General features: G+C 73.6%; 22 protein-coding genes. 15 read left to right on the top strand and 7 right to left on the bottom strand.

Features of this window, described 5'->3' with window-relative positions; all coding sequences use genetic code 11:
* Positions 1-157 precede the first annotated feature (157 nt).
* From ACFC1R_RS25210 to ACFC1R_RS25190, 5 genes are all read left to right on the top strand, one after another.
* Positions 158-2287 carry an alpha/beta fold hydrolase gene (locus ACFC1R_RS25210; protein WP_375942210.1) on the top strand — a complete coding sequence of 710 codons (2130 nt, stop codon included), beginning with the start codon at positions 158-160 and terminating at the stop codon, positions 2285-2287.
* Between the two features lie 172 nt (positions 2288-2459).
* Positions 2460-3440: an ABC transporter ATP-binding protein gene (locus ACFC1R_RS25205; protein WP_375942209.1), complete on the top strand. Its 981-nt coding sequence runs from the start codon at positions 2460-2462 to the stop codon at positions 3438-3440.
* Positions 3437-4159: an ABC transporter permease gene (locus ACFC1R_RS25200; RefSeq protein ID WP_375942207.1), complete on the top strand. Its 723-nt coding sequence runs from the start codon at positions 3437-3439 to the stop codon at positions 4157-4159. Before ACFC1R_RS25205 ends, ACFC1R_RS25200 begins: the two co-directional genes overlap by 4 nt.
* Positions 4160-4167: 8 nt before the next feature.
* Entirely contained in the window at positions 4168-5421 is a 1254-nt protein-coding gene (locus ACFC1R_RS25195; RefSeq protein ID WP_375942205.1) for a sensor histidine kinase, read from the top strand.
* Positions 5418-6023: a response regulator gene (locus ACFC1R_RS25190; protein ID WP_375942203.1), complete on the top strand. Its 606-nt coding sequence runs from the start codon at positions 5418-5420 to the stop codon at positions 6021-6023. The genes ACFC1R_RS25195 and ACFC1R_RS25190 overlap by 4 nt, the downstream gene beginning before the upstream one ends.
* A 68-nt stretch (positions 6024-6091) precedes the next feature.
* Here the strand turns inward: ACFC1R_RS25190 and ACFC1R_RS25185 are convergent, their stop codons facing one another.
* The gene (locus tag ACFC1R_RS25185) at positions 6092-6952 is read right to left on the bottom strand and encodes a transglutaminase family protein (RefSeq protein ID WP_375942201.1); all 861 of its coding nucleotides are present in this window, start codon (positions 6950-6952) and stop codon (positions 6092-6094) included.
* A gap of 47 nt (positions 6953-6999) precedes the next feature.
* Complete coding sequence (locus tag ACFC1R_RS25180; RefSeq protein ID WP_375942199.1) at positions 7000-7935, bottom strand: GNAT family N-acetyltransferase; 936 nt, start codon at positions 7933-7935, stop codon at positions 7000-7002.
* 210 nt (positions 7936-8145) lie between these two features.
* Here ACFC1R_RS25180 and fdxA point away from each other — a divergent pair, with 210 nt between their 5' ends.
* Positions 8146-8469 (top strand): ferredoxin, encoded by a 324-nt coding sequence (gene fdxA, locus ACFC1R_RS25175; RefSeq protein ID WP_045298581.1) that lies wholly within the window; start codon positions 8146-8148, stop codon positions 8467-8469.
* Positions 8470-8480: 11 nt separating this feature from the next.
* Positions 8481-9626 (top strand): succinyldiaminopimelate transaminase, encoded by a 1146-nt coding sequence (dapC, locus tag ACFC1R_RS25170; protein ID WP_375942196.1) that lies wholly within the window; start codon positions 8481-8483, stop codon positions 9624-9626.
* Between the two features lie 96 nt (positions 9627-9722).
* On the opposite strand, the gene ACFC1R_RS25165 is transcribed toward dapC, so the two are convergent.
* Positions 9723-10484 (bottom strand): hypothetical protein, encoded by a 762-nt coding sequence (locus tag ACFC1R_RS25165; RefSeq protein ID WP_375942194.1) that lies wholly within the window; start codon positions 10482-10484, stop codon positions 9723-9725.
* A 312-nt stretch (positions 10485-10796) separates the two neighbouring features.
* Positions 10797-11762 carry a hypothetical protein gene (locus ACFC1R_RS25160; RefSeq protein ID WP_375942235.1) on the bottom strand — a complete coding sequence of 322 codons (966 nt, stop codon included), beginning with the start codon at positions 11760-11762 and terminating at the stop codon, positions 10797-10799.
* 209 nt (positions 11763-11971) lie between these two features.
* Here ACFC1R_RS25160 and dapE point away from each other — a divergent pair, with 209 nt between their 5' ends.
* Both dapE and ACFC1R_RS25150 read left to right on the top strand, forming a co-directional pair.
* Positions 11972-13042: a succinyl-diaminopimelate desuccinylase gene (dapE, locus tag ACFC1R_RS25155; RefSeq protein WP_375942192.1), complete on the top strand. Its 1071-nt coding sequence runs from the start codon at positions 11972-11974 to the stop codon at positions 13040-13042.
* A gap of 104 nt (positions 13043-13146) precedes the next feature.
* A complete protein-coding gene (locus tag ACFC1R_RS25150; RefSeq protein ID WP_375942190.1) occupies positions 13147-13956 on the top strand; it encodes a TIGR00730 family Rossman fold protein in 810 nt (269 codons plus the stop codon).
* 75 nt (positions 13957-14031) lie between these two features.
* Here ACFC1R_RS25150 and folP read toward each other — a convergent pair whose 3' ends face one another.
* On the bottom strand, positions 14032-14844 hold the full coding sequence (gene folP, locus ACFC1R_RS25145) for a dihydropteroate synthase (protein WP_375942233.1): 813 nt from the start codon (positions 14842-14844) through the stop codon (positions 14032-14034).
* A 110-nt stretch (positions 14845-14954) separates the two neighbouring features.
* Between folP and ACFC1R_RS25140 the strand changes: the two genes are divergently transcribed.
* Together ACFC1R_RS25140 and ACFC1R_RS25135 are read left to right on the top strand one after the other, a co-directional pair.
* Positions 14955-15491, top strand: a complete 537-nt coding sequence (locus ACFC1R_RS25140; RefSeq protein ID WP_375942188.1) for a DivIVA domain-containing protein — start codon at positions 14955-14957, stop codon at positions 15489-15491.
* Entirely contained in the window at positions 15488-16063 is a 576-nt protein-coding gene (locus ACFC1R_RS25135; RefSeq protein ID WP_375942186.1) for a DNA-3-methyladenine glycosylase I, read from the top strand. The genes ACFC1R_RS25140 and ACFC1R_RS25135 overlap by 4 nt, the downstream gene beginning before the upstream one ends.
* A 48-nt stretch (positions 16064-16111) precedes the next feature.
* Here ACFC1R_RS25135 and ACFC1R_RS25130 read toward each other — a convergent pair whose 3' ends face one another.
* Positions 16112-16912, bottom strand: coding sequence for an enoyl-CoA hydratase/isomerase family protein (locus tag ACFC1R_RS25130; RefSeq protein WP_375942184.1), 801 nt, complete (start codon positions 16910-16912; stop codon positions 16112-16114).
* A 292-nt stretch (positions 16913-17204) separates the two neighbouring features.
* On the opposite strand from ACFC1R_RS25130, the gene ACFC1R_RS25125 reads away from it, so the two are divergent.
* Positions 17205-17372, top strand: a complete 168-nt coding sequence (locus ACFC1R_RS25125; protein ID WP_014137929.1) for a DUF3117 domain-containing protein — start codon at positions 17205-17207, stop codon at positions 17370-17372.
* Between the two features lie 117 nt (positions 17373-17489).
* Here ACFC1R_RS25125 and ACFC1R_RS25120 read toward each other — a convergent pair whose 3' ends face one another.
* Complete coding sequence (locus ACFC1R_RS25120) at positions 17490-18122, bottom strand: O-methyltransferase (RefSeq protein ID WP_045298592.1); 633 nt, start codon at positions 18120-18122, stop codon at positions 17490-17492.
* 355 nt (positions 18123-18477) lie between these two features.
* Here ACFC1R_RS25120 and sigE point away from each other — a divergent pair, with 355 nt between their 5' ends.
* From sigE to ACFC1R_RS25105, 3 genes are all read left to right on the top strand, one after another.
* Positions 18478-19140: an RNA polymerase sigma factor SigE gene (sigE, locus tag ACFC1R_RS25115; RefSeq protein ID WP_375942230.1), complete on the top strand. Its 663-nt coding sequence runs from the start codon at positions 18478-18480 to the stop codon at positions 19138-19140.
* Positions 19137-20123 carry a zf-HC2 domain-containing protein gene (locus ACFC1R_RS25110; protein WP_375942182.1) on the top strand — a complete coding sequence of 329 codons (987 nt, stop codon included), beginning with the start codon at positions 19137-19139 and terminating at the stop codon, positions 20121-20123. The genes sigE and ACFC1R_RS25110 overlap by 4 nt, the downstream gene beginning before the upstream one ends.
* 188 nt (positions 20124-20311) lie before the next feature.
* Complete coding sequence (locus ACFC1R_RS25105; protein WP_375942180.1) at positions 20312-20740, top strand: sec-independent translocase; 429 nt, start codon at positions 20312-20314, stop codon at positions 20738-20740.
* Positions 20741-20845: the final 105 nt, after the last annotated feature.

The following is a 20845-nucleotide window of genomic DNA, read 5'->3' as shown; positions in this document are numbered from 1 at the left end:
TTGCATTACTTTCCGTGAGTCCGCATGGTCGGGGTACGGAAGCGTCCACGGGGCGCATGGCCCGGTGGGAAGGGGTGTCGGGGCCGCGCGGAGCCACTTCGGGGCGCTGCTCCGAACGAGTGATCACCGTGTCGGCCAGGCCGTAGGGTCTGGTGCCATGACCACCGACACACCTGCGGACACCTTCCCCCGGCAGCACGCGCGGACCCTGCGCTACACCGTCGGCGCGCCCCGGTCCTTCACCGTCGCACCCGACGGCTCCCGGGTCGTCTTCCTGCGTTCGAGGTCCGGCCGGGACCGGGCCAACCTGCTCTGGACGCTCGACACCGCCACCGGCGAGGAGCGGATCGCCGCCGACCCGGCCGCCCTGCTCGGCGGCGGCGAGGAGGACCTCTCCGCCGAGGAGAAGGCCCGCCGCGAGCGCAGCCGTGAGGGTGCGGCCGGGATCGTCGGCTACGCCCTGGACGGTGCCGGCGCACTGGCCGCCTTCGCCCTCTCGGGCCGCCTGTTCACCGCCGACACCGCCACCGGCGCCACCCGTGAACTCCCCGCCGCCGGGCCCCTGCTGGACCCGCGGCCGTCGCCCGACGGCAGCCACGTCGCCTACGCCACCACCTCGGGCCAGCTGCGGATCACCCGCACCGACGGCAGCGAGGACCGCGCGCTCGCCGAGCCGGAGCGGGCCGGAGTCACCTGGGGGCAGGCGGAGTTCATCGCCCAGGAGGAGATGGACCGCGACCGCGGCTACTGGTGGTCCCCGGACAGCGACCGCCTGCTGGCCGCCCGCGCCGACGACGCGCCCGTCCGGCGCTGGTGGATCGCCGACCCGGCCAACCCGGCCAGCACCCCCGCCGAGATCGCCTACCCGGCGGCGGGCACCCCCAACGCCGAGGTCGGGCTCTGGCTGCTCGGCCTGGACGGCTCGCGCACCGAGGTGCGCTGGGACCGCGAGGCCTTCCCCTACCTGGCCCGGGTGCACTGGTCGGCGGGCGGCGCACCGCTGCTGCTGGTCCAGGCCCGCGACCAGCGCAGCCAGCAGATCCGCACGGTCGACACCGCCACCGGCGAGAGCGCGCTGCTGGTCGAGGAGCGGGACGAAGTCTGGCTGGAGCTCTTCTCCGGCGTCCCCGCCTGGACCCCGGACGGGCGGCTGGTGCGGATCTGTGACGAGAGCGGCGCCCGCGCCCTGGTGATCGGCGACCGTACGGTCACCGGCGACGAGCTGCAGCTGCGCTCGGTGGTCTCGGTCGGAGCGGACGGCGTGCTCTTCGCCGCCTCGGCCGGTGCGGGCGACGCGCCCCTGGAGCCGGGCGCGATCGGTGCGTTCACGATCGGCCTGGAGGACGGCGCGCGGCCCGTCGCGCTGGGCGAGGCGGGCGTGGTGGCGGCCGTCCGGGCGGGCGGGGTGACCGTGCTGTCCTGCGCCGACCCGGGCTGGGCCGGGGCCAGGGTCGAGGTCCGGCGCGAGGACAAGGTGCTCGCCACCGTCGCCTCGCACGCGGAGACCCCGCTGCTCACCGCCAGGCCGCAGTTCACCCTCGCGGGCGAGCGGCGGATCCCGTGCGCCGTCCTCCTCCCCACCGGGTACGACCGCGAGCGGGACGGGCTGCTGCCGGTGCTGATGGACCCGTACGGCGGTCCGCACGGCCAGCGGGTGGTCCGCTCGCACAACCCGCACCTCACCTCGCAGTGGTTCGCCGACCAGGGCTTCGCGGTGGTCGTCGCGGACGGGCGCGGCACCCCGGGCAGCAGCCCCGCGTGGGAGAAGTCGATCGCCTTCGACTTCGCCGGGGCCACCCTCGACGACCAGGTCGACGCCCTCCGGGCGCTCGCCGGGCAGTTCCCGCTCGACCTCGGCCGGGTCGGCATCCGCGGCTGGTCGTACGGCGGCTACCTGTCCGCGCTGGCCGTGCTGCGCCGTCCGGACGTGTTCCACGCGGGCATCGCCGGTGCGCCGGTGACGGACTGGGAGCTCTACGACACCCACTACACCGAGCGCTACCTCGGCCACCCCGCCGAGCGGCCCGAGGTGTACGCGGCCAACTCGCTGATCGGGGACGCCGCGAAGCTGGAGCGGCCGCTGATGATCGTGCACGGTCTGGCCGACGACAACGTGGTGGCCGCGCACACCCTGCGGCTCTCCTCGGCGCTGCTCGCCGCCGGGCGCCCGCACAGCGTGCTGCCGCTCTCCGGCGTCACCCACATGACGCCGCAGGAGCAGGTCGCGGAGAACCTGCTGCTGCTCCAGGTCGACTTCCTCAGGAACGCGCTGGCCGTTCAGGGGTGACCGGCCGCGGGGACCGGCCCGGTCGGGCCGGTCCCCGCACCCCGCCCGCCCCGCCGGGCCGTTCGGGCATGACATCCGTCATGGCGAGGACACGACGGCGCGCACTGCCGGGGCACCCCCCGATCGCGGGAGCCTGGACGGGTCAGGCGATCGAGAAGGGTGTGTGGGGCGGATGAGTACGGTCACGGCAGGGCCCAGGGCGGACGAGGAGGTCGCCGCCTTCCGCAACGTCAGCAAGAGCTACGGCCGGGTCAGGGCCGTGAGCGGCCTCGACCTGGTGCTGCGGCCCGGCGAGACGGTCGCGCTGCTCGGCCCGAACGGGGCCGGGAAGTCCAGCAGCCTCGACCTGCTGCTCGGCCTGCGCGACCCCGACCAGGGGAGCGTCTCGCTGTTCGGCGGCACGCCCCGGGCCGCGATCGAGTCCGGCCGGGTCGGCGCGATGCTGCAGAGCGGCGGCCTGATGGGCGACGTCAAGGTGCGCGAGCTGGTGAAGTTCGCCTGCGACGTCCACCCGCGCGGCCACCGGCCGGCCCAGGTGATGGCGGACGCGGGCATCACCGAGTTCGCCGACCGCAGGGTGGACAAGCTCTCCGGCGGCCAGGAGCAGCGGGTGCGCTTCGCCCTGGCCGTCGCCGGTGCCAACGACCTGATCGTGCTGGACGAGCCGACCACCGGCATGGACGTCTCGGTCCGCCGGCAGTTCTGGGCGACCATGCGGGCCCAGGCCGACGCCGGACGCACCGTCCTGTTCGCCACCCACTACCTGGAGGAGGCCGACTCGATCGCCGACCGGGTGCTCGTGCTGCACCGGGGCCGGCTGATCGCCGACGGCACCTCCGCGGAGATCAAGGCCAAGGCCGGCGCCCGCCGGATCACCTTCGAGCTGCACCCCGCCGACCCGCACGTCGAGGAGACGGCGCTGCGCACCCTGCCGGGCACCGTGAGCCTGGACGTCACCGGCCGCCCGGACGGGGTGCGGACGGTACGGATCCGCAGCACGGACGCCGACGCGGGAGTCGCCGCCCTCTACCGGGCCGGGTTCCACCCGCACGGCCTCGAAGTCACCAGCCTGGGCCTGGAGCAGGCCTTCCTGACCATCACCGGCGAGCAGGACGCCGCCGACGACTGGGCCGACCGGGAGGTCACGCGATGAGCACCCTGATCCAGCTGGAGATCATGCGCACCCTGCGCAACAAGCGGTACCTGCTGTTCAGCCTGCTCTACCCGGGCCTGCTGTACGTCTTCTTCATCAACGCCTACGGCAGCGGCAACGTGGCGGGCGGCACCCCGGCGAAGTCGTACTTCATGGTCTCGATGGCCACCTTCGGCGCGGTCGGCGCGGTGCTCAGCAACAGCGCCCAGCGGATCTCGCTGGAGCGCAAGAGCGGCTGGGTGCGGCAGCTGCGGCTGACCGCGCTGCCGGGGCGGGCCTACACCGCCGCCAAGATCGCCTCCTGCGCGGTGACCACGCTGCCCGCGATCGCGGTGGTGTTCGGGATCGGTGCGGCCGAGGGGGTGCGGCTGTCGGCGGCGCGCTGGCTCGGGCTCGGGCTGGCGCTCTGGCTCGGCAGCTTCGTCTTCGCCGCGCTCGGCGTGGCGCTCGGCTACGCGGCGGCGCCGGACTCGGTGCAGCCGATCGTCATGATCACCTACATGCTGATGGCGGTCTTCGGCGGCACCTGGTTCCCGGTGAGCGGTTCGCTGGAGAACCTCGCCCGGTTCGACCCGGTGTACCTGTACAACCGGCTGGCCGGCTTCACCCAGCCGGGACACTCGCTCGACGTCACCGCCGTGGGCGGGCTGGCCGGCTTCCTGGTGGTCTTCGTCGCCGCCGCGGCCTACCTGTACCGCCAGGACACCAAGCAGGCATGATGTCCGCCATGTCCAAGATCCCGCCGCCCTCCCGCCCCGTCGAATCCGCGGAGGAGGGGCAGCGGGACTCGTACGGCAACGTCCCCGGCGCCCGGGTGGAGAACCGGCGCCAGCTGGTGGTCAAGCTGGCCTGGATGTCGCTGTGGATGATCTACCTGATCTACCCGGTCAAGGACCTGGTGAGCGGTCGGCACGGCACGGCGGCCGTGGTGGCCGGGGCGCTCGCCCTGGTGGCGTTCCTGGCCGCGTACGTCAGCCTGGTCGCCGTGCGTTCGACCCGCCCGGAGTCCTGGCGCGGCAGCTACCCGATCGTCGGGACCATGGTGCTGCTGGCCGTGGGCACCTCGTTCGGGCTCGGCCAGCCCTGGCTCACGCTGTTCACCTACTGCTCGGTCTGCGTGGCCACCGTGGTGCCGCCGAGGCTGGGACTCCCCGGGGTCGCCGGGACCACCGCACTGGCGCTGGCCGTCGCCCTGCTGGTGCGCGCGGACGCCGACACCCTGGCCTCGATCATCCTGCCGTGCTTCCTCGGCGGTCTGGCGATGACCGGCCTGCAGCGGCTGATCTCGACCATGCGGGAGCTGCGCGAGGCCCGGGCCACCGTGGCCCACCTGGCCGCCGCCGAGGAGCGGCTGCGCCTCGCCCGCGACCTGCACGACCTGCTCGGCCACTCGCTCTCGCTGATCACGCTGAAGAGCGAACTGGCCGGGCGCTTCATGGACTCCGACAAGCCGGAGGCGGCCCGGGCGCAGGTCGCCGACATCGAGAAGGTCGCCCGTCAGTCGCTGATCGACGTCCGGGAGGCCGTCGGCGGCTACCGCAGGCCCACCCTGCCGGTCGAACTGGCCGCCGCCCGTACCGCCCTGACCACCGCCCAGGTCACCCTGGAGGCCGCCCCCTCGGTCGCCGGGGAGCACCCCGGTCTCGGCACCGAGGAGGCCGGGGCCCTCGCCTGGGCCCTGCGCGAGGCCGTCACCAACATCATCAGGCACGGCACCGAGGCCACCACCTGCACCGTCACCATGGACGAGACCTGGGAGGGCGACGGCGACCGGTACGCCGTCCTGGAGATCACCGACAACGGGCGCGGTCCCGGCAAGTCGGCGCCGGGCAACGGCCTCTCCGGCCTCCAGGAACGCCTGGCCCAGGTCGGCGGCCGGCTGGAGAGCGGCCCGGGCCCGCGCGGAAAGGGCTTCCGGCTGCGGGCACTTGTACCGGTCCGCGCGGTCACCGGCCCCGCGGCCGATAGTGTGCACGAGTGATCAGAGTTCTGCTGGCCGAAGACCAGGGAATGGTCCGGGAGGCGCTTGCCGCGCTGCTCGGCCTCGAAGGGGACATCGACGTCGTCGCGCAGGTCGCGCGCGGGGACGAGGTCGTGGCCGCGGCCGAGGCGCACGACGTCGAGGTGGCCGTGCTGGACATCGAGATGCCCGGGATGACCGGGATCGACGCGGCGGCCGAGCTGCGACGGCACCGGCCCGGGACGAAGGTCGTGATCGCGACCACCTTCGGGCGGCCCGGTTACCTGCGGCGCGCCATGGAGGCCGGCGCGGACGCCTTCCTGGTGAAGGACGCGCCCGCGTCCGAACTGGCCGAGGCGATCCGGCGGGTGCTGCGCGGTGAGCGGGTGATCGACCCCGCGCTGGCGGCCGCCGCGCTGGCCGAGGGCGCCAACCCGCTGACCGCCCGCGAGCGGGACGTCCTCGCGGCGGCGGCCGACGGCGCGGTCAACGCGGACATCGCCAGGCGGCTGCACCTCTCGGAGGGCACCGTACGGAACTACCTGTCGATGGCGATCCAGAAGACCTCCGCGCGCAACCGCGCGGAGGCGGTCCGGGTGGCCAAGGACAAGGGCTGGCTCTAGCTCGCCCCCGCCGGGGCGACGGGTGATCCGTCCCCGGCGGCTCCCGCCTGCCCGGCGCGGGCGCGGGGTCAGTTGAGGCGGTGGCGGGCGGCCCGGGCCTCGTGGCGGACTCGGCCGGCGGACTCGGGGTCGAAGGCGTCCAGGATCTCGGCGTAGGCGTCCATCTCGGCCGCACCGGCCAGGAAGTGCCCGGTGCGGACCAGGAGTTCGGCCCGTTCCAGGCGCAGGCTGGCCGGGTGGCGGGGCAGCAGCAGGGCGAGTTCGGTGGCCCAGAGCTGGGTGCGGGCGTGCTCGGGGCGGTCGGAGGCCCAGCTGCGGATGTTGCCGAGTACCCGCAGCACGGTGTCCAACGGCTGTGCGGGGGTGAGGAGTTCCGGCGAGAAGGCGTGGCCGGTGGCCGCGACCAGCTGTTCGACGTCGTCCAGGTCGAGCAGCCGCCCGCCGTGGAAGGGGTCGGCCAGCACGTACTCGTCGCCCCCCTCCGGGCCGCCCACCGCGACGATGAAGTGGCCCGGCAGGGCCACCCCGCGGACGGTCAGCCCGGCGCGGGCGGCGACCGCGCACCAGACCAGCGAGAGCATGATCGGCAGCCCGCGCCGCCGTCGCAGGACGTCCGGCAGCAGTGAGGACTCCAGCCGCCGGTAGTCCGAGGGGCGGCCGTGGAAGCGCTCCCGTCCGCCGAGTACGGCGGCGAGCAGCGCGGCGGTCTCCTCCGGGGTGGCCGGGGCCCGCTCGGCCACCGCGCGCCGGACGGCCGCCGCGTGCCGGTCGAGCGCGACGTGGCAGGCCGTCAGCAGCTCGTCCAGGGTGGCGGGCTCGTCCGGGTCGGCCAGGGTGTGCTCGGCGGCGGCCAGCAGGCAGAGCAGCACCGGATCGGGGTGCTCTGCCCTGGCCTCGGCTCGGAAGCGTGATCTGCTCTGCTCGGTCAACAGAAGCCTTCGTCGGTCCGGGAGCGGTGCTGCCGCAGGGGTCGGTCCTACCGCTGGGGAAGCTGGGCGTAGTGGTAAGTGTGACTCGTCCGGAAGCCGAGCCGGTCGTAGAGGGCGATCGCGCCGGTGTTCTCCGCCTCCACCTGGAGGTACGCACCGCTCGCGCCCTCCTCGGCGGCCCGTGCGGCGAGCACCGCCATCACATCGGTGGCCAGTCCGGTGCGGCGCGCGTACGGGGTGACCTCGATCGCGCCGAAGCAGGCCCACGGCCCGTCGACCACGCAGCGGCCGATCGCCAGCGGGGCGTCGGGCCCGGGGGCGGTGGCGAACCAGACCGAGGGGCCGCCGTGCAGCACCAGGGCGGCCGCCCGCTCCAGCGCGGCGTCGTCGCCGACCCTGCGGTACTGCGCGAGCCACTCGGGCCCGGCGGTCCTGGAGAGCCGCACCCGGTCGTGGCCGCTGCCCAGCCGGGTGAGCGGAGCCAGCGGTGCGGTGCGGACCAGGGTGGGGGCGTAGCGGGCGCCGAGCCGGTCGAGTTCGGCGGTGAGGTCCTTCGGCGACCCCGGGTCGACCACCTCGACGTACGCGGGCAGGCCGCGTTCCCGGTACCAGTCGCGGACGGCGGTCAGCGCCTCGGGCAGCGGACGCCCGGGGTCGCCCAGCGCCTGGACCGAGTTGGCCCGCCGGGTGAACCCGGCCGAGGCCCGCAGCGTCCACTCGCCGAGCGCCTCCTGCTCCACCGCGGGCCAGCCCCGCGCGGCGATCCGCTGGAGTTCGACCGGATCGGCCTGGGGTGCCCGGGACGACAGGCGGGCCGGGAAGAGCGGTACGGCCTTGCCCGCGACCAGCAGTTTCTCAGGGAACGAGACCGGTTGGCCGGTACGTGGGACGACCGTCAGCCCGTGGTCGTCCCAGGATACGAGCACGCCGATCACATCGCGGAACACCGGACGGCCGTCCACGAACTCCGAAAGGCGCCGCACGGAGACCCGTCGTCCCACGTCAGAGCGGTCTATCCGGACCTCGGGACGGGACCCGATCGGATCTTGACCTGTCATCTGAGGCACCTCCTGTGCATTTGCGGGCTCTGACCCGCGATACTAGGGCGGGCATCGACGACGCCGCGCTCACCCGCGCACGCGAGCAAGAGCAAACAGTTTGGGGCGCCAGCCCTTCCGAGGAGGAACGAAAGCGTGACCTACGTCATCGCGCAGCCTTGTGTCGACGTCAAGGACAAGGCGTGCATCGAGGAGTGCCCGGTCGACTGCATTTACGAGGGCTCGCGCTCTCTGTACATCCACCCGGATGAGTGCGTCGACTGCGGTGCTTGTGAGCCGGTCTGCCCGGTCGAGGCGATCTTCTACGAGGACGACACTCCGGAGGAGTGGAAGGACTACTACAAGGCGAACGTCGAGTTCTTCGACGACCTCGGTTCGCCCGGTGGCGCCTCGAAGCTCGGTCTGATCGAGAAGGACCACCCGTTCATCGCGGCCCTCCCGCCGCAGGGCGAAGAGTGAGCAGCTGAGCTGTGAGCACGACTGACACTCCGCACGCGCCGCTCCCGGGTCACCCGGGGGCGGCGCGCCGCGTCTCCGACCTCCTGCCCGTCTTCCCCTGGGACAAGCTGGAGCCGTACAAGCGCACGGCCCTGGAACACCCCGGCGGGATCTGCGACTTCTCCGTCGGCACCCCGGTGGACCCGGTGCCCGAGGTGATCCGGAAGGCGCTGGCCGCCCACACCGACACCCCCGGCTACCCGACCGTCTGGGGCCCGCTGGAGCTGCGCCGGGCGATCGCCGGCTGGCTGCACCGCCGGGTCGGCGCCGAGATCGGGCCCGAGGCGGTCCTGCCGACCATCGGTTCCAAGGAACTGGTCGCCTGGCTGCCGACCCAGCTCGGCCTCGGCCCCGGCGACCAGGTGGCGTACCCGCGCCTCGCCTACCCGACCTACGAGGTCGGCGCCCGGCTGTGCGGCGCCGAGCCGGTCGAGTACGACGACGTGACCGAGCTCGACCCCGCGCGGGTCCGGCTGCTCTGGCTGAACTCGCCCTCCAACCCGACCGGCCGGGTGCTCTCGGTCGCCGAGCTCCGCCGCGCGGTGGAGTGGGCGCGCGCGCACCGGGTGCTGCTGGTCAGCGACGAGTGCTACCTGGAACTCGGCTGGGAGGCCGACCCGGCCTCGGTGCTGGGTCAGGAGGTGTGCGGGGGCGACCACGAGGGTCTGCTGGTGGTGCACTCGCTCTCCAAGCGCTCCAACCTGGCCGGGTACCGGGCCTCGTTCGTGGCCGGCGACCCGGTGGTGATCCGGGAGCTGCTGGAGATCCGCAAGCACGGCGGCATGATCGTGCCCGCGCCCGTGCAGGCGGCCACCGTCGCGGCCCTCGGGGACGACGTCCACGTGGCCGAGCAGAAGGCCCGCTACGCCGCCCGCCGCACCGCGCTGCGGACCGCCCTGGAGGCGTACGGCTTCCGGATCGAGCACTCCGAGGCGAGCCTGTACCTGTGGGCCACCCAGGGCCGGCCCTGCTGGGAGACCGTGGCCGAACTGGCCGAGCTGGGCATCCTGGTGGCACCGGGCGACTTCTACGGGCCGTCCGGCGACCGGTTCGTCCGGGTGGCCTTCACGGCCACCGACGAGCGGGTGCGGGCGGCCGTGGAGCGGCTCACCCGCTGAGACGGCGCAGGGGCGCGGGGAACCGCGCGACCGGCCCTCCACGGGGGTGCCGGGTCGCGCGCGGTTCCCCGCGCCCCTGAACGGTTCGCGGCCGGGTCAGCGGCCGAGACCGCCGAGCAGGTGGGTGACCTGGCCGGTGGGCAGGCCGAGCGAGTCCAGCGGGCTGTTGCCGAGGCCGGGCATGCCGCCGCCGAGACGGTGGTCGCCGCCGTGGTGGCCGGTCAGCTGGCCGAGCGTGTCGGCGAGCGGCAGCGACTTGGTGACGCCGCCGGGGACGGCGTCGGTCACGGCGTCGGTGTTCGGCACGCCGCCGGTGGGCAGCGCGCTGGCCACCGTGGTGCCACCGGGCACGGAGTGGGTGAGGTTCTCCAGTCCGGCGGTGGCGGAGGCGCTGCGGGTGCCGGGCAGGCTGTGGGTGCCGGGCAGCGTGGGCAGGGCCTTGGTGGCCTCCGGGGCGAGCCGCTCGGTCAGCGCCGGGGTGGCCTTGGCGGCCACGGTGGTGAGCGCGCCGGTGACGGCGGCGGCCTTGCTCGCCGGTCCGGCGAGCTTGCCGAGGGACTGGTCGGTGTCCGGCAGGGCGGTGGCGACCGTCTTGCCGGTGGCGTCGGCGGTGGCCGGGACGCCCGCCTGCACGGCGGCCGCGCCGGTGGTGCCGAGCGCCTCGCCGAACTCGTGGGTCGCTCCCTGCACCGTGGTGGCCGAGCTCGGGGTGTCCAGCTGGGTCAGCCCGGCCCCCAGGTCGGTCGACGAGGGCACCAGGTCGGCGGCGGAGGCGGACCCCGCCCCGAGCAGAGGTGCCGCACCGGCCGCGACGAGCAGTGCGGCCTGGGCGATCCGGCGCGTGAGGGGGAGAGACATGGTGCTCCTTAAGAGGTGAGTTCGTACCGTCCGGCGAACGCGACGACGTGAATACCGCTGGAGGAGCGAGAAGGTTTCGGGCCGTACGGGTCAAGCGTTTCCAAAGATCTGACGATCAGCTTTGGGGCAAACCGGACGGATCGGCCATCCGGCGGACGCCTGCGGAAACGTCACGCCCCTTGCCCCGCAAGGGCCCGCCGACCGCCTTCCGGGGCCCGCCCGCACCCGGTGTGCCGGGCGTCGGGCGTCCACCGGGCTTGACCGGAATCACCCGTCCGGCGGTAACCCGGCCATCTGTGCGTCAACCGGGCGTCAGCCCTTGCCCGGGGCGCCCAGGGTGACCAGCACCCGGTCCGTCGAAGGGGCGGTGGCACTCGCCTTCCAGCCGTCCGAGGGCCGGTCCACCCGCCAGACCTTGCCGTCGTACGCCACCGCGCCGATGCCCAGCTGCTGCGCCTCGGCCACCGACCACTGCGCCACCGCCCAGCCGCTCTGCCGCACCGCGTCCGGCCCGGAGTCGGTGCTCGCGGCCGGCTGCGGGGTGAGCGCGATCACCGTGCGCGGGTCCTTCTCGGCCTTGGCGGCGGGTGCCGAGGTGACGGTCTTGCCGAACTCCCGGCGGACCCGCGCGCCGACGTCCAGCGGCTGTCCCGAGGGGGTGGCCGAAGCGGCCGGCGAGGGGACGGTCAGGTCGTCCACCACGCAGGTGAGCGCGGCCGGCTCGCGGCCGGTCAGCACCGAGGAGACCAGCGTGGCGTTGTTCTCGTGCTTGGCGTACGCCTGCGGGTAGCCGCTGCGCTGCACCTGCTGGGCCGCGTCGGTGAGCGGCATCCGGGCGTAGCCGGGGACCTTCACCAGACCGTCGAGGAACTTGTTGGTGGCGTACACCGGGTCCATGATCTGGTCCACCGTGCCCCAGCCCTGGGACGGCCGCTGCTGGAACAGGCCGACCGAATCCCGGTCGCCACCGGAGATGTTGTGCAGCTTGGACTCCTGCATCGCCGTCGCCAGCGCGATGGTGACGGCCCGTTCGGGCAGGCCGCGGGAGATCGCCACCGAGGCGATGGTGGCGGCGTTGGCCGCCTGCGAGAGGTCGAGCGTGCCCTTCCCGGCCTGGGTGGTGACGGTGCAGCCCTCCGGCGGCGAGATCAGCCGGTCCCGGTTGAGGTAGACCACCACGCCCGCCAGCACGGCCAGCGCCAACAGACCGATCAGCACCCGACGTACCGGCCGTCGTCGGCGGCCGCCCGCCTCGCCGTCCTGCCCGTCCGCCGCCATGTCGGTCACCGCTTCCCCTTTCGCCCCGCACCCGTACCGTCGTCCCTGCGCTCGCACACCGTACCCACTCGGACGGCTGTGCGGGGACGCCGGTTGCGCAGGCCCCGCCGGAGGGACCCGCAGACCCGGCCCCCGGGGCACCCGGCAGCCCGGCCGGTACCGCGCCCGGCCATCGTCCGGCCGGACGCGCACGGCTACGCTAGGCGTCCATGAGCAGCCCACACACGCCTCTGGACCTGACACTCGACGGCGGCGCACTGACCGCCCGGCTCGTCGACTTCCCCTCCGTCAGCGGCGACGAACAGGCGCTCGCCGACGCGGTCGAGAGCGCACTGCGGGCCTACCCCCACCTCACCGTCGACCGGCACGGCAACAACGTCGTCGCCCGCACGAACCTGGGCCGGGCCGAACGGGTGCTGCTGGCGGGCCACTTGGACACCGTCCCGATCGCCGACAACCTGCCGTCGTACGTCGAGGGCGACCTGCTCTACGGCTGCGGCACCTCGGACATGAAGTCCGGCATCGCCGTCCAGCTGCGCCTGGCCGCCTCGCTCACCGAGGCGAACCACGACCTCACCTACGTCTTCTACGACTGCGAGGAGATCGAGGCCTCCCGCAACGGCCTCGGCCACCTGGCCAAGGAGCACCCCGAGTGGCTGAAGGCCGACTTCGCGGTGCTGATGGAGCCCAGCGGCGGCATGGTCGAGGGCGGCTGCCAGGGCACCCTGCGCGCCCAGGTCAGGCTCACCGGCACCCGGGCGCACTCCGCCCGCAGCTGGCTCGGCGACAACGCCATCCACCACGCCGCCGAGGTGCTCGGCCGGCTCGCCGGGTACCAGGCGCAGCGGGTGGAGATCGACGGCCTGGAGTACCGCGAGGGCCTCAACGCGGTGCGCATCGACGGCGGTGTGGCCGGCAACGTCATCCCCGACGAGTGCGTGGTGACCGTCAACTTCCGCTACGCGCCCAACCGCAGCCGGGAGGAGGCCGAGGCGCACGTCCACGAGGTCTTCGCCGGGTTCGAGGTCACCGTCACCGACCACGCCCCCGGTGCGCTCCCCGGTCTCTCCCAGCCCGCCGCGCAGGCGTTCCTGGCGGCGACCGGCGGCCAGGCCCGGGCCAAGTTCGGCTGGACCGACGTGGCCCGGTTCAGCGCACTCGGTGTACCCGCGGTCAACTACGGCCCCGGCGACCCGAATCTGGCCCACAAGCGCGAGGAGCACTGCTCGCTCAGCGCGATCGCCGAGTGCGAGGCCCGGCTGCGGGCCTGGCTCACCTGAGTCCGGCACCCGGGTCCGGCACCGCCGTCCCGTAGGCCCCGAAGGCATCCTGCGTTCTCCCGCCGTTCCCCGAAAAGGCGGAGCGGCGGGCGTAGGGTTTCGCCATGACAGGCACTGGCGAGGAAAAGCACTACGGCCACGGCCCCGAGCGGGCCGACGCACCCGAGCGGAAGAAGGCCTGGCCGGAGAAGCAGAAGGGCCCGGTGCTGCTGCGCCGCGACCAGGTCGGCACCAGTACGACGGACCAGCGGCTGCTGGACACCACCGGGCCGACCGACTGGCTGCACACCGATCCGTGGCGGGTCTGGCGGATCACCTCCGAGTTCGTCGAGGGCTTCGGCGCGCTGGCCGAACTCCCGGCCGCGATCAGCGTCTTCGGTTCGGCCCGCACCTCCGTCGACTCCCCCGAGTACGCGGAGGGCGTGGCGATCGGCCGTGCGCTGGCGCAGGCCGGGTACGCGGTGATCACCGGCGGCGGGCCCGGTGCGATGGAGGCCGCCAACCGGGGAGCCTCCGACGCGGGTGGCCTGAGCGTCGGCCTCGGCATCGAGCTGCCCTTCGAGCAGGGGCTCAACGAATTCGTCGACCTCGGGCTGAACTTCCGGTACTTCTTCGTCCGCAAGACGATGTTCGTCAAGTACGCCCAGGGGTTCGTGGTGCTGCCCGGCGGACTCGGCACGCTGGACGAGCTCTTCGAGGCCCTGACGCTGGTGCAGACCAAGAAGGTGACCCGGTTCCCGGTGATCCTCTTCGGCAGCGCCTACTGGGGCGGTCTGGTCGACTGGCTGAAGAACACCCTGGTCGCCGAGAAGAAGGCCTCCCCGCACGACCTGGAGCTGTTCCGCGTCACCGACGACGTGGACGAGGTGCTGGCGATCCTCGCCGAGAGCCGCCGCCCCAACGGCGACATCTGACCGTCCGGCCGGGCCGGGCCCGTCCGGGGGCGGGCAGGGCTCCGCACCCCGGGCGGTGCTTGTCCGGGGGGTGCGCTACGCCAGGCCGCGGCGGGCGACCGCCGGGGGACGGGTGCCCCGGATCGAGGCGACCATGTCCAGCACCTGCCGGGTCTGGGCGACCTGGTGGACCCGGTAGACCCGGGCGCCCAGCCAGGCCGAGACCGCGGTGGTCGCCAGGGTGCCCAGCAGCCGCTGGTCGACCGGCAGGTCCAGGGTCTCGCCGACGAAGTCCTTGTTGGAGAGCGAGACCAGCACCGGGAAGCCGGTCGCGGTCATCTCCGGCAGGCGGCGGGTGGCCTCCAGCGAGTGCCGGGTGTTCTTGCCGAAGTCGTGGCCGGGGTCGATGATCAGCCCGTCCTTGCGCACACCCAGCTCCAGGGCCCGCTCGGCCAGGCCGACGGTGACCCGCAGGATGTCCGCCATCACGTCCTCGTACCCGGTCCGGTGCGGCCTGGTGCGCGGCTCGACCCCGCCGGCGTGGGTGCAGACCAGGCCGACGCCGTACCTGGCGGCGACCTCGGCCAGCTTCGGATCGGCCCCGCCCCAGGCGTCGTTGAGCAGGTCGGCGCCGACCTCGCAGACCGCCTCGCCGACCTCGTGCCGCCAGGTGTCGACACTGATCACCGCCTCGGGGTGGCGCTTGCGCAGCTCCGCCACGAACGGGACGGTGCGGCGCAGTTCCTCCTCGACCGTGACCTCCTCGCCGGGGCCCGCCTTGACCCCGCCGATGTCCAGGATCGCCGCGCCCTCGGCCATCGCCCGGTCGGCGGCGGCGAAGGCGGCCTCGTCGCCGAAGGTGGCGCCGCGGTCGAAGAAGGAGTCCGGGGTGCGGTTGACGATCGCCATGATCACCAGCTCGTCCTCGCCGAACTCAACGGGGCCAAGGCGCAGTACCACCGGTGTCTCCTCCACAGCTCGCCCGGGTGCAATGATGGGCCCCGGCCTACTCCGGGACCATGATCCCACCTGTTTCCAAGGCCGGCTCGGAGACTGGAGGACAGCTCGTGTTCTGGGTGATCGTGGCGGCGATGGCCGTGGTGGTCGGCGGCGCTGCCCTGGTGGCGCTCGGCGGTGGCGGCAGTCTGCCGGAGGCGGTGCACGACCGGATCGCCGCCCGGCTGCCGCAGGACCGTCCGCTCAGCCGCCACGACGTGGACGAGATCCGGCTCCCGATGGCCCTGCGCGGCTACCGGATGGACGAGGTGGACGACGTGCTCGACCGCCTCGGCGCCGAACTCGCCCACCGGGACTCCCGGATCGCCGAACTGGAGGCCGCGGCAGCCGTGGCGTCCGCGGTGACGGCCACGACCCCGGAGGGCGAGGAACCGCTGCCCGGTCTCGAGGACTTCGCCAGGACGGTCGGCGCGGCCGGTGCCGCCGCGAAGGACGCCGCTGCGCAGGACGCCGCTGCGCAGGACGCCGACGTGCAGGACGCGGTCACGCAGGACACCGCCGCGCAGGACATCGTCACCGACGGGAAGGGCGAGAAGTGACCGGCGCCGTACCCGGCCCCGACGGCCTGTTGCGCTGCGGCTGGGGCCTGTCCGCCGAGGACTACGTCGAGTACCACGACACCGAGTGGGGCCGCCCGGTGCACGGCGACGACGCCCTGTTCGAACGGATCTCGCTGGAGGCGTTCCAGTCCGGGCTGTCCTGGATCACCATCCTGCGCCGCCGGGAGGGCTTCCGGGCGGCCTTCGCCGGGTTCCGCGCCGCCGAGGTGGCCGGGTTCGGCCCGGCCGACGTCGAGCGGCTGCTCCAGGACCAGGGCATCATCCGCAACCGCGCCAAGATCGAGGCGACCCTGGTCAACGCCCGTGCCGCACTGGCGCTCGGGGCGGGCGGGCTGGACGCGCTGGTCTGGCGCCACGCCGGTGACCCGGACCGGCCGGCCCCCCGCACGCTGGACGAGGTGCCGGCCGTCACGCCCGAGTCCACGGCGCTGGCCAAGGAGCTCAAGAAGAACGGCTTCCGCTTCGTGGGCCCGACCACCGCCTACGCCCTGATGCAGGCGTGCGGCCTGGTCAACGACCACCTGGCCGACTGCCACGCCCGCACCCGGTAGCCCCGCGCGGGGCGCTCGGCGGGTGTTCGGCGGGTGTTCGGCGGCCGCTCAGCGGCCGAGGTAGACCGGCTTCTCCTTGGCGAGGAAGGCGTCCACCGCGATCCGGTGGTCCGCGCTGGCCCCGGCCAGGGTCTGCAACTCGTCCTCCTTGTCGAGCAGTTCGCTCAGCGAGTGCGAAGCGCCGTACGCCAGCGACTCCTTGATCGCGCCGTACGCGACCGTCGGTCCCTCGGCCAGCCGCTTGGCGAACTCCCGCGCGGTGTCGGCGAGTTCCGCGGCCGGTACGACCTGGGTGGCCAGGCCGAGCCGGAGCGCCTCCTCGGCCTTCACCGTCCGCGGCAGCATCAGCAGCTCGGTGGCCCTGGCGTGCCCGACCAGCCGGGGCAGCGTCCAGGAGGCGCCCGAGTCCGCGGTGAGCGCGACCCCGGCGAAGGAGGTGTTGAACCCGGCGGTGTCGGCGACGATCCGGAAGTCGCAGGCGAAGGCCAGCGACGCGCCCGCGCCCGCCGCCACTCCGCCGACCGCCGCGACGGTCGGCTTGCGCATCCCGGCCAGCGCCCGGACCAGCGGGTTGTAGTGCTCGGCGACGGTGCGCAGGGCACCCTCGCCGGTCTCCTCCTGGTGCTTGAGCAGGCCCAGGTGCTCCTTGAGGTCCTGGCCGACGCAGAACGCCTTCCCGCCGGCGCCGGCGAGCAGGACCGCCCGTACCGCGCCGTCCTCGGCCGCGGCGGCCACGGTGTCGCGCAGCGCCGCCTTGGTGGGCACGTCCAGGGCGTTCATCGCGTCCGGGCGGTTGATGGTGATGACGGCGAGGCCGCCGTCGAGCTCGTACAGCACGGAGTCGGACATCGGCGAGGGCTCCCCGGGTCTCAGGTGGTGGGACGGTGTCAGCATGCCCGAGGGGGCGGCCCGCCGGGGAGTGTGAGGTGCGGCACCTTTTCGCGCCGGGTGGAGTACTGCCCTGATGAGGCTTCCGGCAGTCGGCGCACGGTTCGGACGGGTGCGGCCGGGCCTGCGGAGGCAGTGATGTTGGTCATCGGGTCGCCGTATGCGGGATAATGGCTTCCGATCAATGCGTTCGATACCGGTGGTGGACGGACTGCCGGTGCGTAGCTGAGCGGTTGCAGGAAGGGGAACGAGCATGGCGGCCATGAAGCCGCGGACGGGTGACGGCCCGCTCGAGGTCACCAAAGAGGGGCGAGGCATCATCATGCGAGTTCCGCTCGAAGGCGGCGGACGCCTCGTGGTGGAGCTCACGCCCGATGAGGCCGATGCCCTGGGCGAGGCCCTGAAGAAGGCCTGCGGCTGACGCAGCGGGTGCTCCCCTCATCTCCCGGAGATGATGCGCACAGAGCCCGGGTCCCGGACACACCGGACCCGGGTTCTGCGCTGTACGGGGGGACTTGGGACGGGCTCCGGGCGGGCGTCAGCGTTTGACGGCGCACAGCAGGCCGTCGCTCACCGGCAGCAGGGCGGGCAGCAGCCGGTCGCTCTCCCGGATGTCGCGGACCAGTTCGCGCACCGCGTCGGTCTGCGGGTCGCCGTGGTCGGGTTCGGCCAGCCGGCCCTCCTGGAACACACCCTCGAAGCAGACCATGCCGCCGGGTCTGAGCAGGCGCAGCGACTCCGCCAGGTACTCCTGCGACTCGGCCGGGTCGCCGTCGCAGAACACCAGGTCGTACTGGCCGTCGGCGAGCCGGGGCAGCACCTCCAGGGCCCGTCCGGGTATGAAGCGCGAGCGGTTGGAGGCGAAGCCCGCCGCGTGGTAGGCCTCCCGGGCGAGCTGCTGGCGGACCGGTTCGGCGTCCACCGTGGTGAGCACGCCGTCGCTGCGCATCCCGCGCAGCAGGTAGAGACCGGAGACGCCGGTGCCGGTGCCGATCTCGGCGACCGCCTTGGCGTCCAGCGCGGCCGCGAGCAGCCGCAGACAGGCGCCGCCGCTCGGTCCGATCGCGCGGATGCCGGTCCTGGCGGACTGGGCCCGGGCGTAGGTGAGCACCGCGTCCTCGCCGATGTAGGTATCGGCCAGAGCCGCGTGAGCGGGCCCGAACTCGCTGATGGCTGCCTCTTTCAGAGCGCCGGCTGTCGGCCTGGTGGCGGCCGGATGTCGATATTTCCTGCCACAGATTACTGGCCGCCCGGGAACCGCGTTCGATGACCGGCCGTTGATCCCTGAGGAACGGGCGGTCGGCCCGGGTACCGACCCGATCGAGCACTTTTATCCAGATCTGACGGGTGAGGTGGATATGGTGGTGGCCCTGCTGGGCAGAAGAGCCGACCGAGGAGGTGTGGCCGAGGGCGACGTCCCTGTGCGGCGGCACCTCCGCGGCACCACGTCGGCCCGTACGCCGAAGCCCGTGATGAACCAGTCTGCGCACTCCCCCCTGGACAAGTCGACGGCAGCCGACTCCGCGATGGCCGAGGCCCCCGCCGCGCTCGCGACCTTCGCCGAGGGCCCTGACGCGCAGACCTGGACGCCGCCCAGCTGGGAGGAGATCGTCGAGGCGCACAGCGCCCGGGTCTACCGGCTGGCCTACCGCCTGACGGGCAATCAGCACGACGCCGAGGACCTCACCCAGGAGGTCTTCGTCCGGGTCTTCCGCTCGCTCTCCACCTACAGCCCCGGCACCTTCGAGGGCTGGCTGCACCGGATCACCACCAACCTGTTCCTGGACATGGTGCGCCGCCGTCAGCGGATCCGCTTCGACGCACTCGGCGAGGACGCGGCCGAGCGCCTGGCCAGCCGTGAGCCGAGCCCGGCCCAGCACTTCAGCGACACCCACTTCGACGCGGACGTCCAGCAGGCGCTGGACACCCTGGCGCCCGAGTTCCGCGCCGCCGTGGTCCTCTGCGACATCGAGGGCCTCTCGTACGAGGAGATCGCGGCCACCCTCGGGGTGAAGCTGGGCACCGTGCGCAGCCGGATCCACCGCGGCCGTTCGCACCTGCGGGCCGCGCTGAAGCACCGTGCCCCCGGTTCCGCCCCCGGGCGCATCCGGCGCGGCGGCACGGCGGAGCCGGTCGCGGTCGGTGTCGAGTCGGGCCCGTCCGGCGGGAGTGAACGGGGGCGCTTGTGAGTGGCGCCAACCTTCCGGGCTCCGGCCGCTCCCCGGGAGCGGGGCCGGACGTCGCGGGCAGGCTGCGGCGCGGGGCCGGCTGGGCCCAGCGAGGCCGCCGCGGCGAGCCGGAGCGCCGTACCCCGGACGGCCCCGAGCTGCGGGCGGTCGCGGTCCGCACCGGCGAGCCGGCGGCCGAGGAACACCACCTGGGGGACCGGCTGACCGCCTTCCTGGACGGCGAGCTCGGCCATGACGCCCGCGAGCGGGTCCAGGCCCATCTGGCGACCTGCCCCGAGTGCCTGGCCGAGGTGGACGAGGGCCGCGCGGTCAAGCAGCTGCTGACCCGGACGGTCACCCCGGCGCCCTCCACGATGCTGATGTCCCGTCTGCTGGCGGTCGCCGCGCTGCCGGACGACGAGCCGGGCCCCGGTGCCGGGCCCGGGCCGCGTTCAGGTTCGGGTTCTGGTTCCGCCGAGGTCGCGACCGGGACGATAGGCGGCAGTCGGCTGACCGGCGGTTCGTTCGGGCGCGGGGCCGGTGCCTCGTTCGGCGGTGGGGCGCTGGGCGCCGACACCCCGCTGCCCGGAGTGGACCCGCGGGCCGGCCGCTCGGGCTTCCTGCGCCGTTCCCCGGCCGGCCCGGACAGGCCGGCGCAGCTGCCCGCACCCGCGCCGCTGGCGGCCCTGACGGGGCCGGTGGCGGCCCGTCCGGTGCGGGGGCGCAGGTTCGTCTTCGCGGCGGCCGCCGGGGCGTTCTCGGTGGCCGCGGTCACCCTCAGCGGAGTGGGCGGCCTCTCCGGCGGCGACGGCCGGCAGCACGGCAACACCGTCACCCCGGCCCGGGGCACGGGCGGCCAGCTGGTGCCGATGACGGTCCAGCAACCGGTGGACTTCCCGGTCTTCCCGGACCGGGCCCCCTTCGGGGCCGGGGCGGTCCCGCAGGCCCCGTACGGAGTCGGGACGCAGGTCGCTCCGTCACCTCGCCAGCACGAACTCCGTTAGCCCCTCGGACCCGGACCGCGCCCGTGCGGTCGGGGCTCCCGGCGGACTCTCGGCGGGTCGGCCATCGGCAGGTCTTCGCCACCGCTTCATCCTGCGGTGGGACACGGACCGGGCCGGTGGCCATTACGCTGTACTGACCGTTGTCCGCAGAGCTCATCGGGTTCGACCACCAGGAGCTGGGAGCTTACGTGTTCACAGACATAGGCCTACCTGAGGTCCTGACGCTGATCGTCATGGGCATCGTGATCTTCGGGCCGGACAAGCTCCCCAAGCTGATCCAGGACGTCACCGGCTTCATCCGCAAGGTGCGGACCTTCGCGGACGGTGCCAAGGAGGACATCCGCAACGAGCTGGGCCCGGAGTTCAAGGACTTCGAGTTCGAGGACCTGCACCCGAAGACCTTCGTCCGCAAGCAGCTGCTCGGCGGGAACGAGGACCCGCTGGGCCTGAAGGAGATCCGGGACGGCCTGGACATCAAGTCCGTGCTGAACGACGAACCGGCACCCGCCATGACCAGCGCAAAGGCGGATCTGACCAAGAGTGCCGCCCCGGCCGCCGGCGCCGGCGCCCCGCTGTCGGAGGGCGAGCGTCCCCCGTTCGACATCGACGCGACCTGACGGGTCGCCAGCACGCCCCGCCCGGCAGCGCAGCTGGGCGGGGCTTCGTCGTGTCCCCGGCTATGGTGTCGAGTGCCTCCGCTGTGCTGTGGCTCACGGCCCTTC

Source organism: Kitasatospora sp. NPDC056138 (genome assembly GCF_042264695.1).
Lineage (GTDB): Bacteria > Actinomycetota > Actinomycetes > Streptomycetales > Streptomycetaceae > Kitasatospora.
The sequence above is the reverse complement of the archived record's forward strand: the minus strand, read 5'-3'. Positions and strand labels throughout refer to the sequence as shown.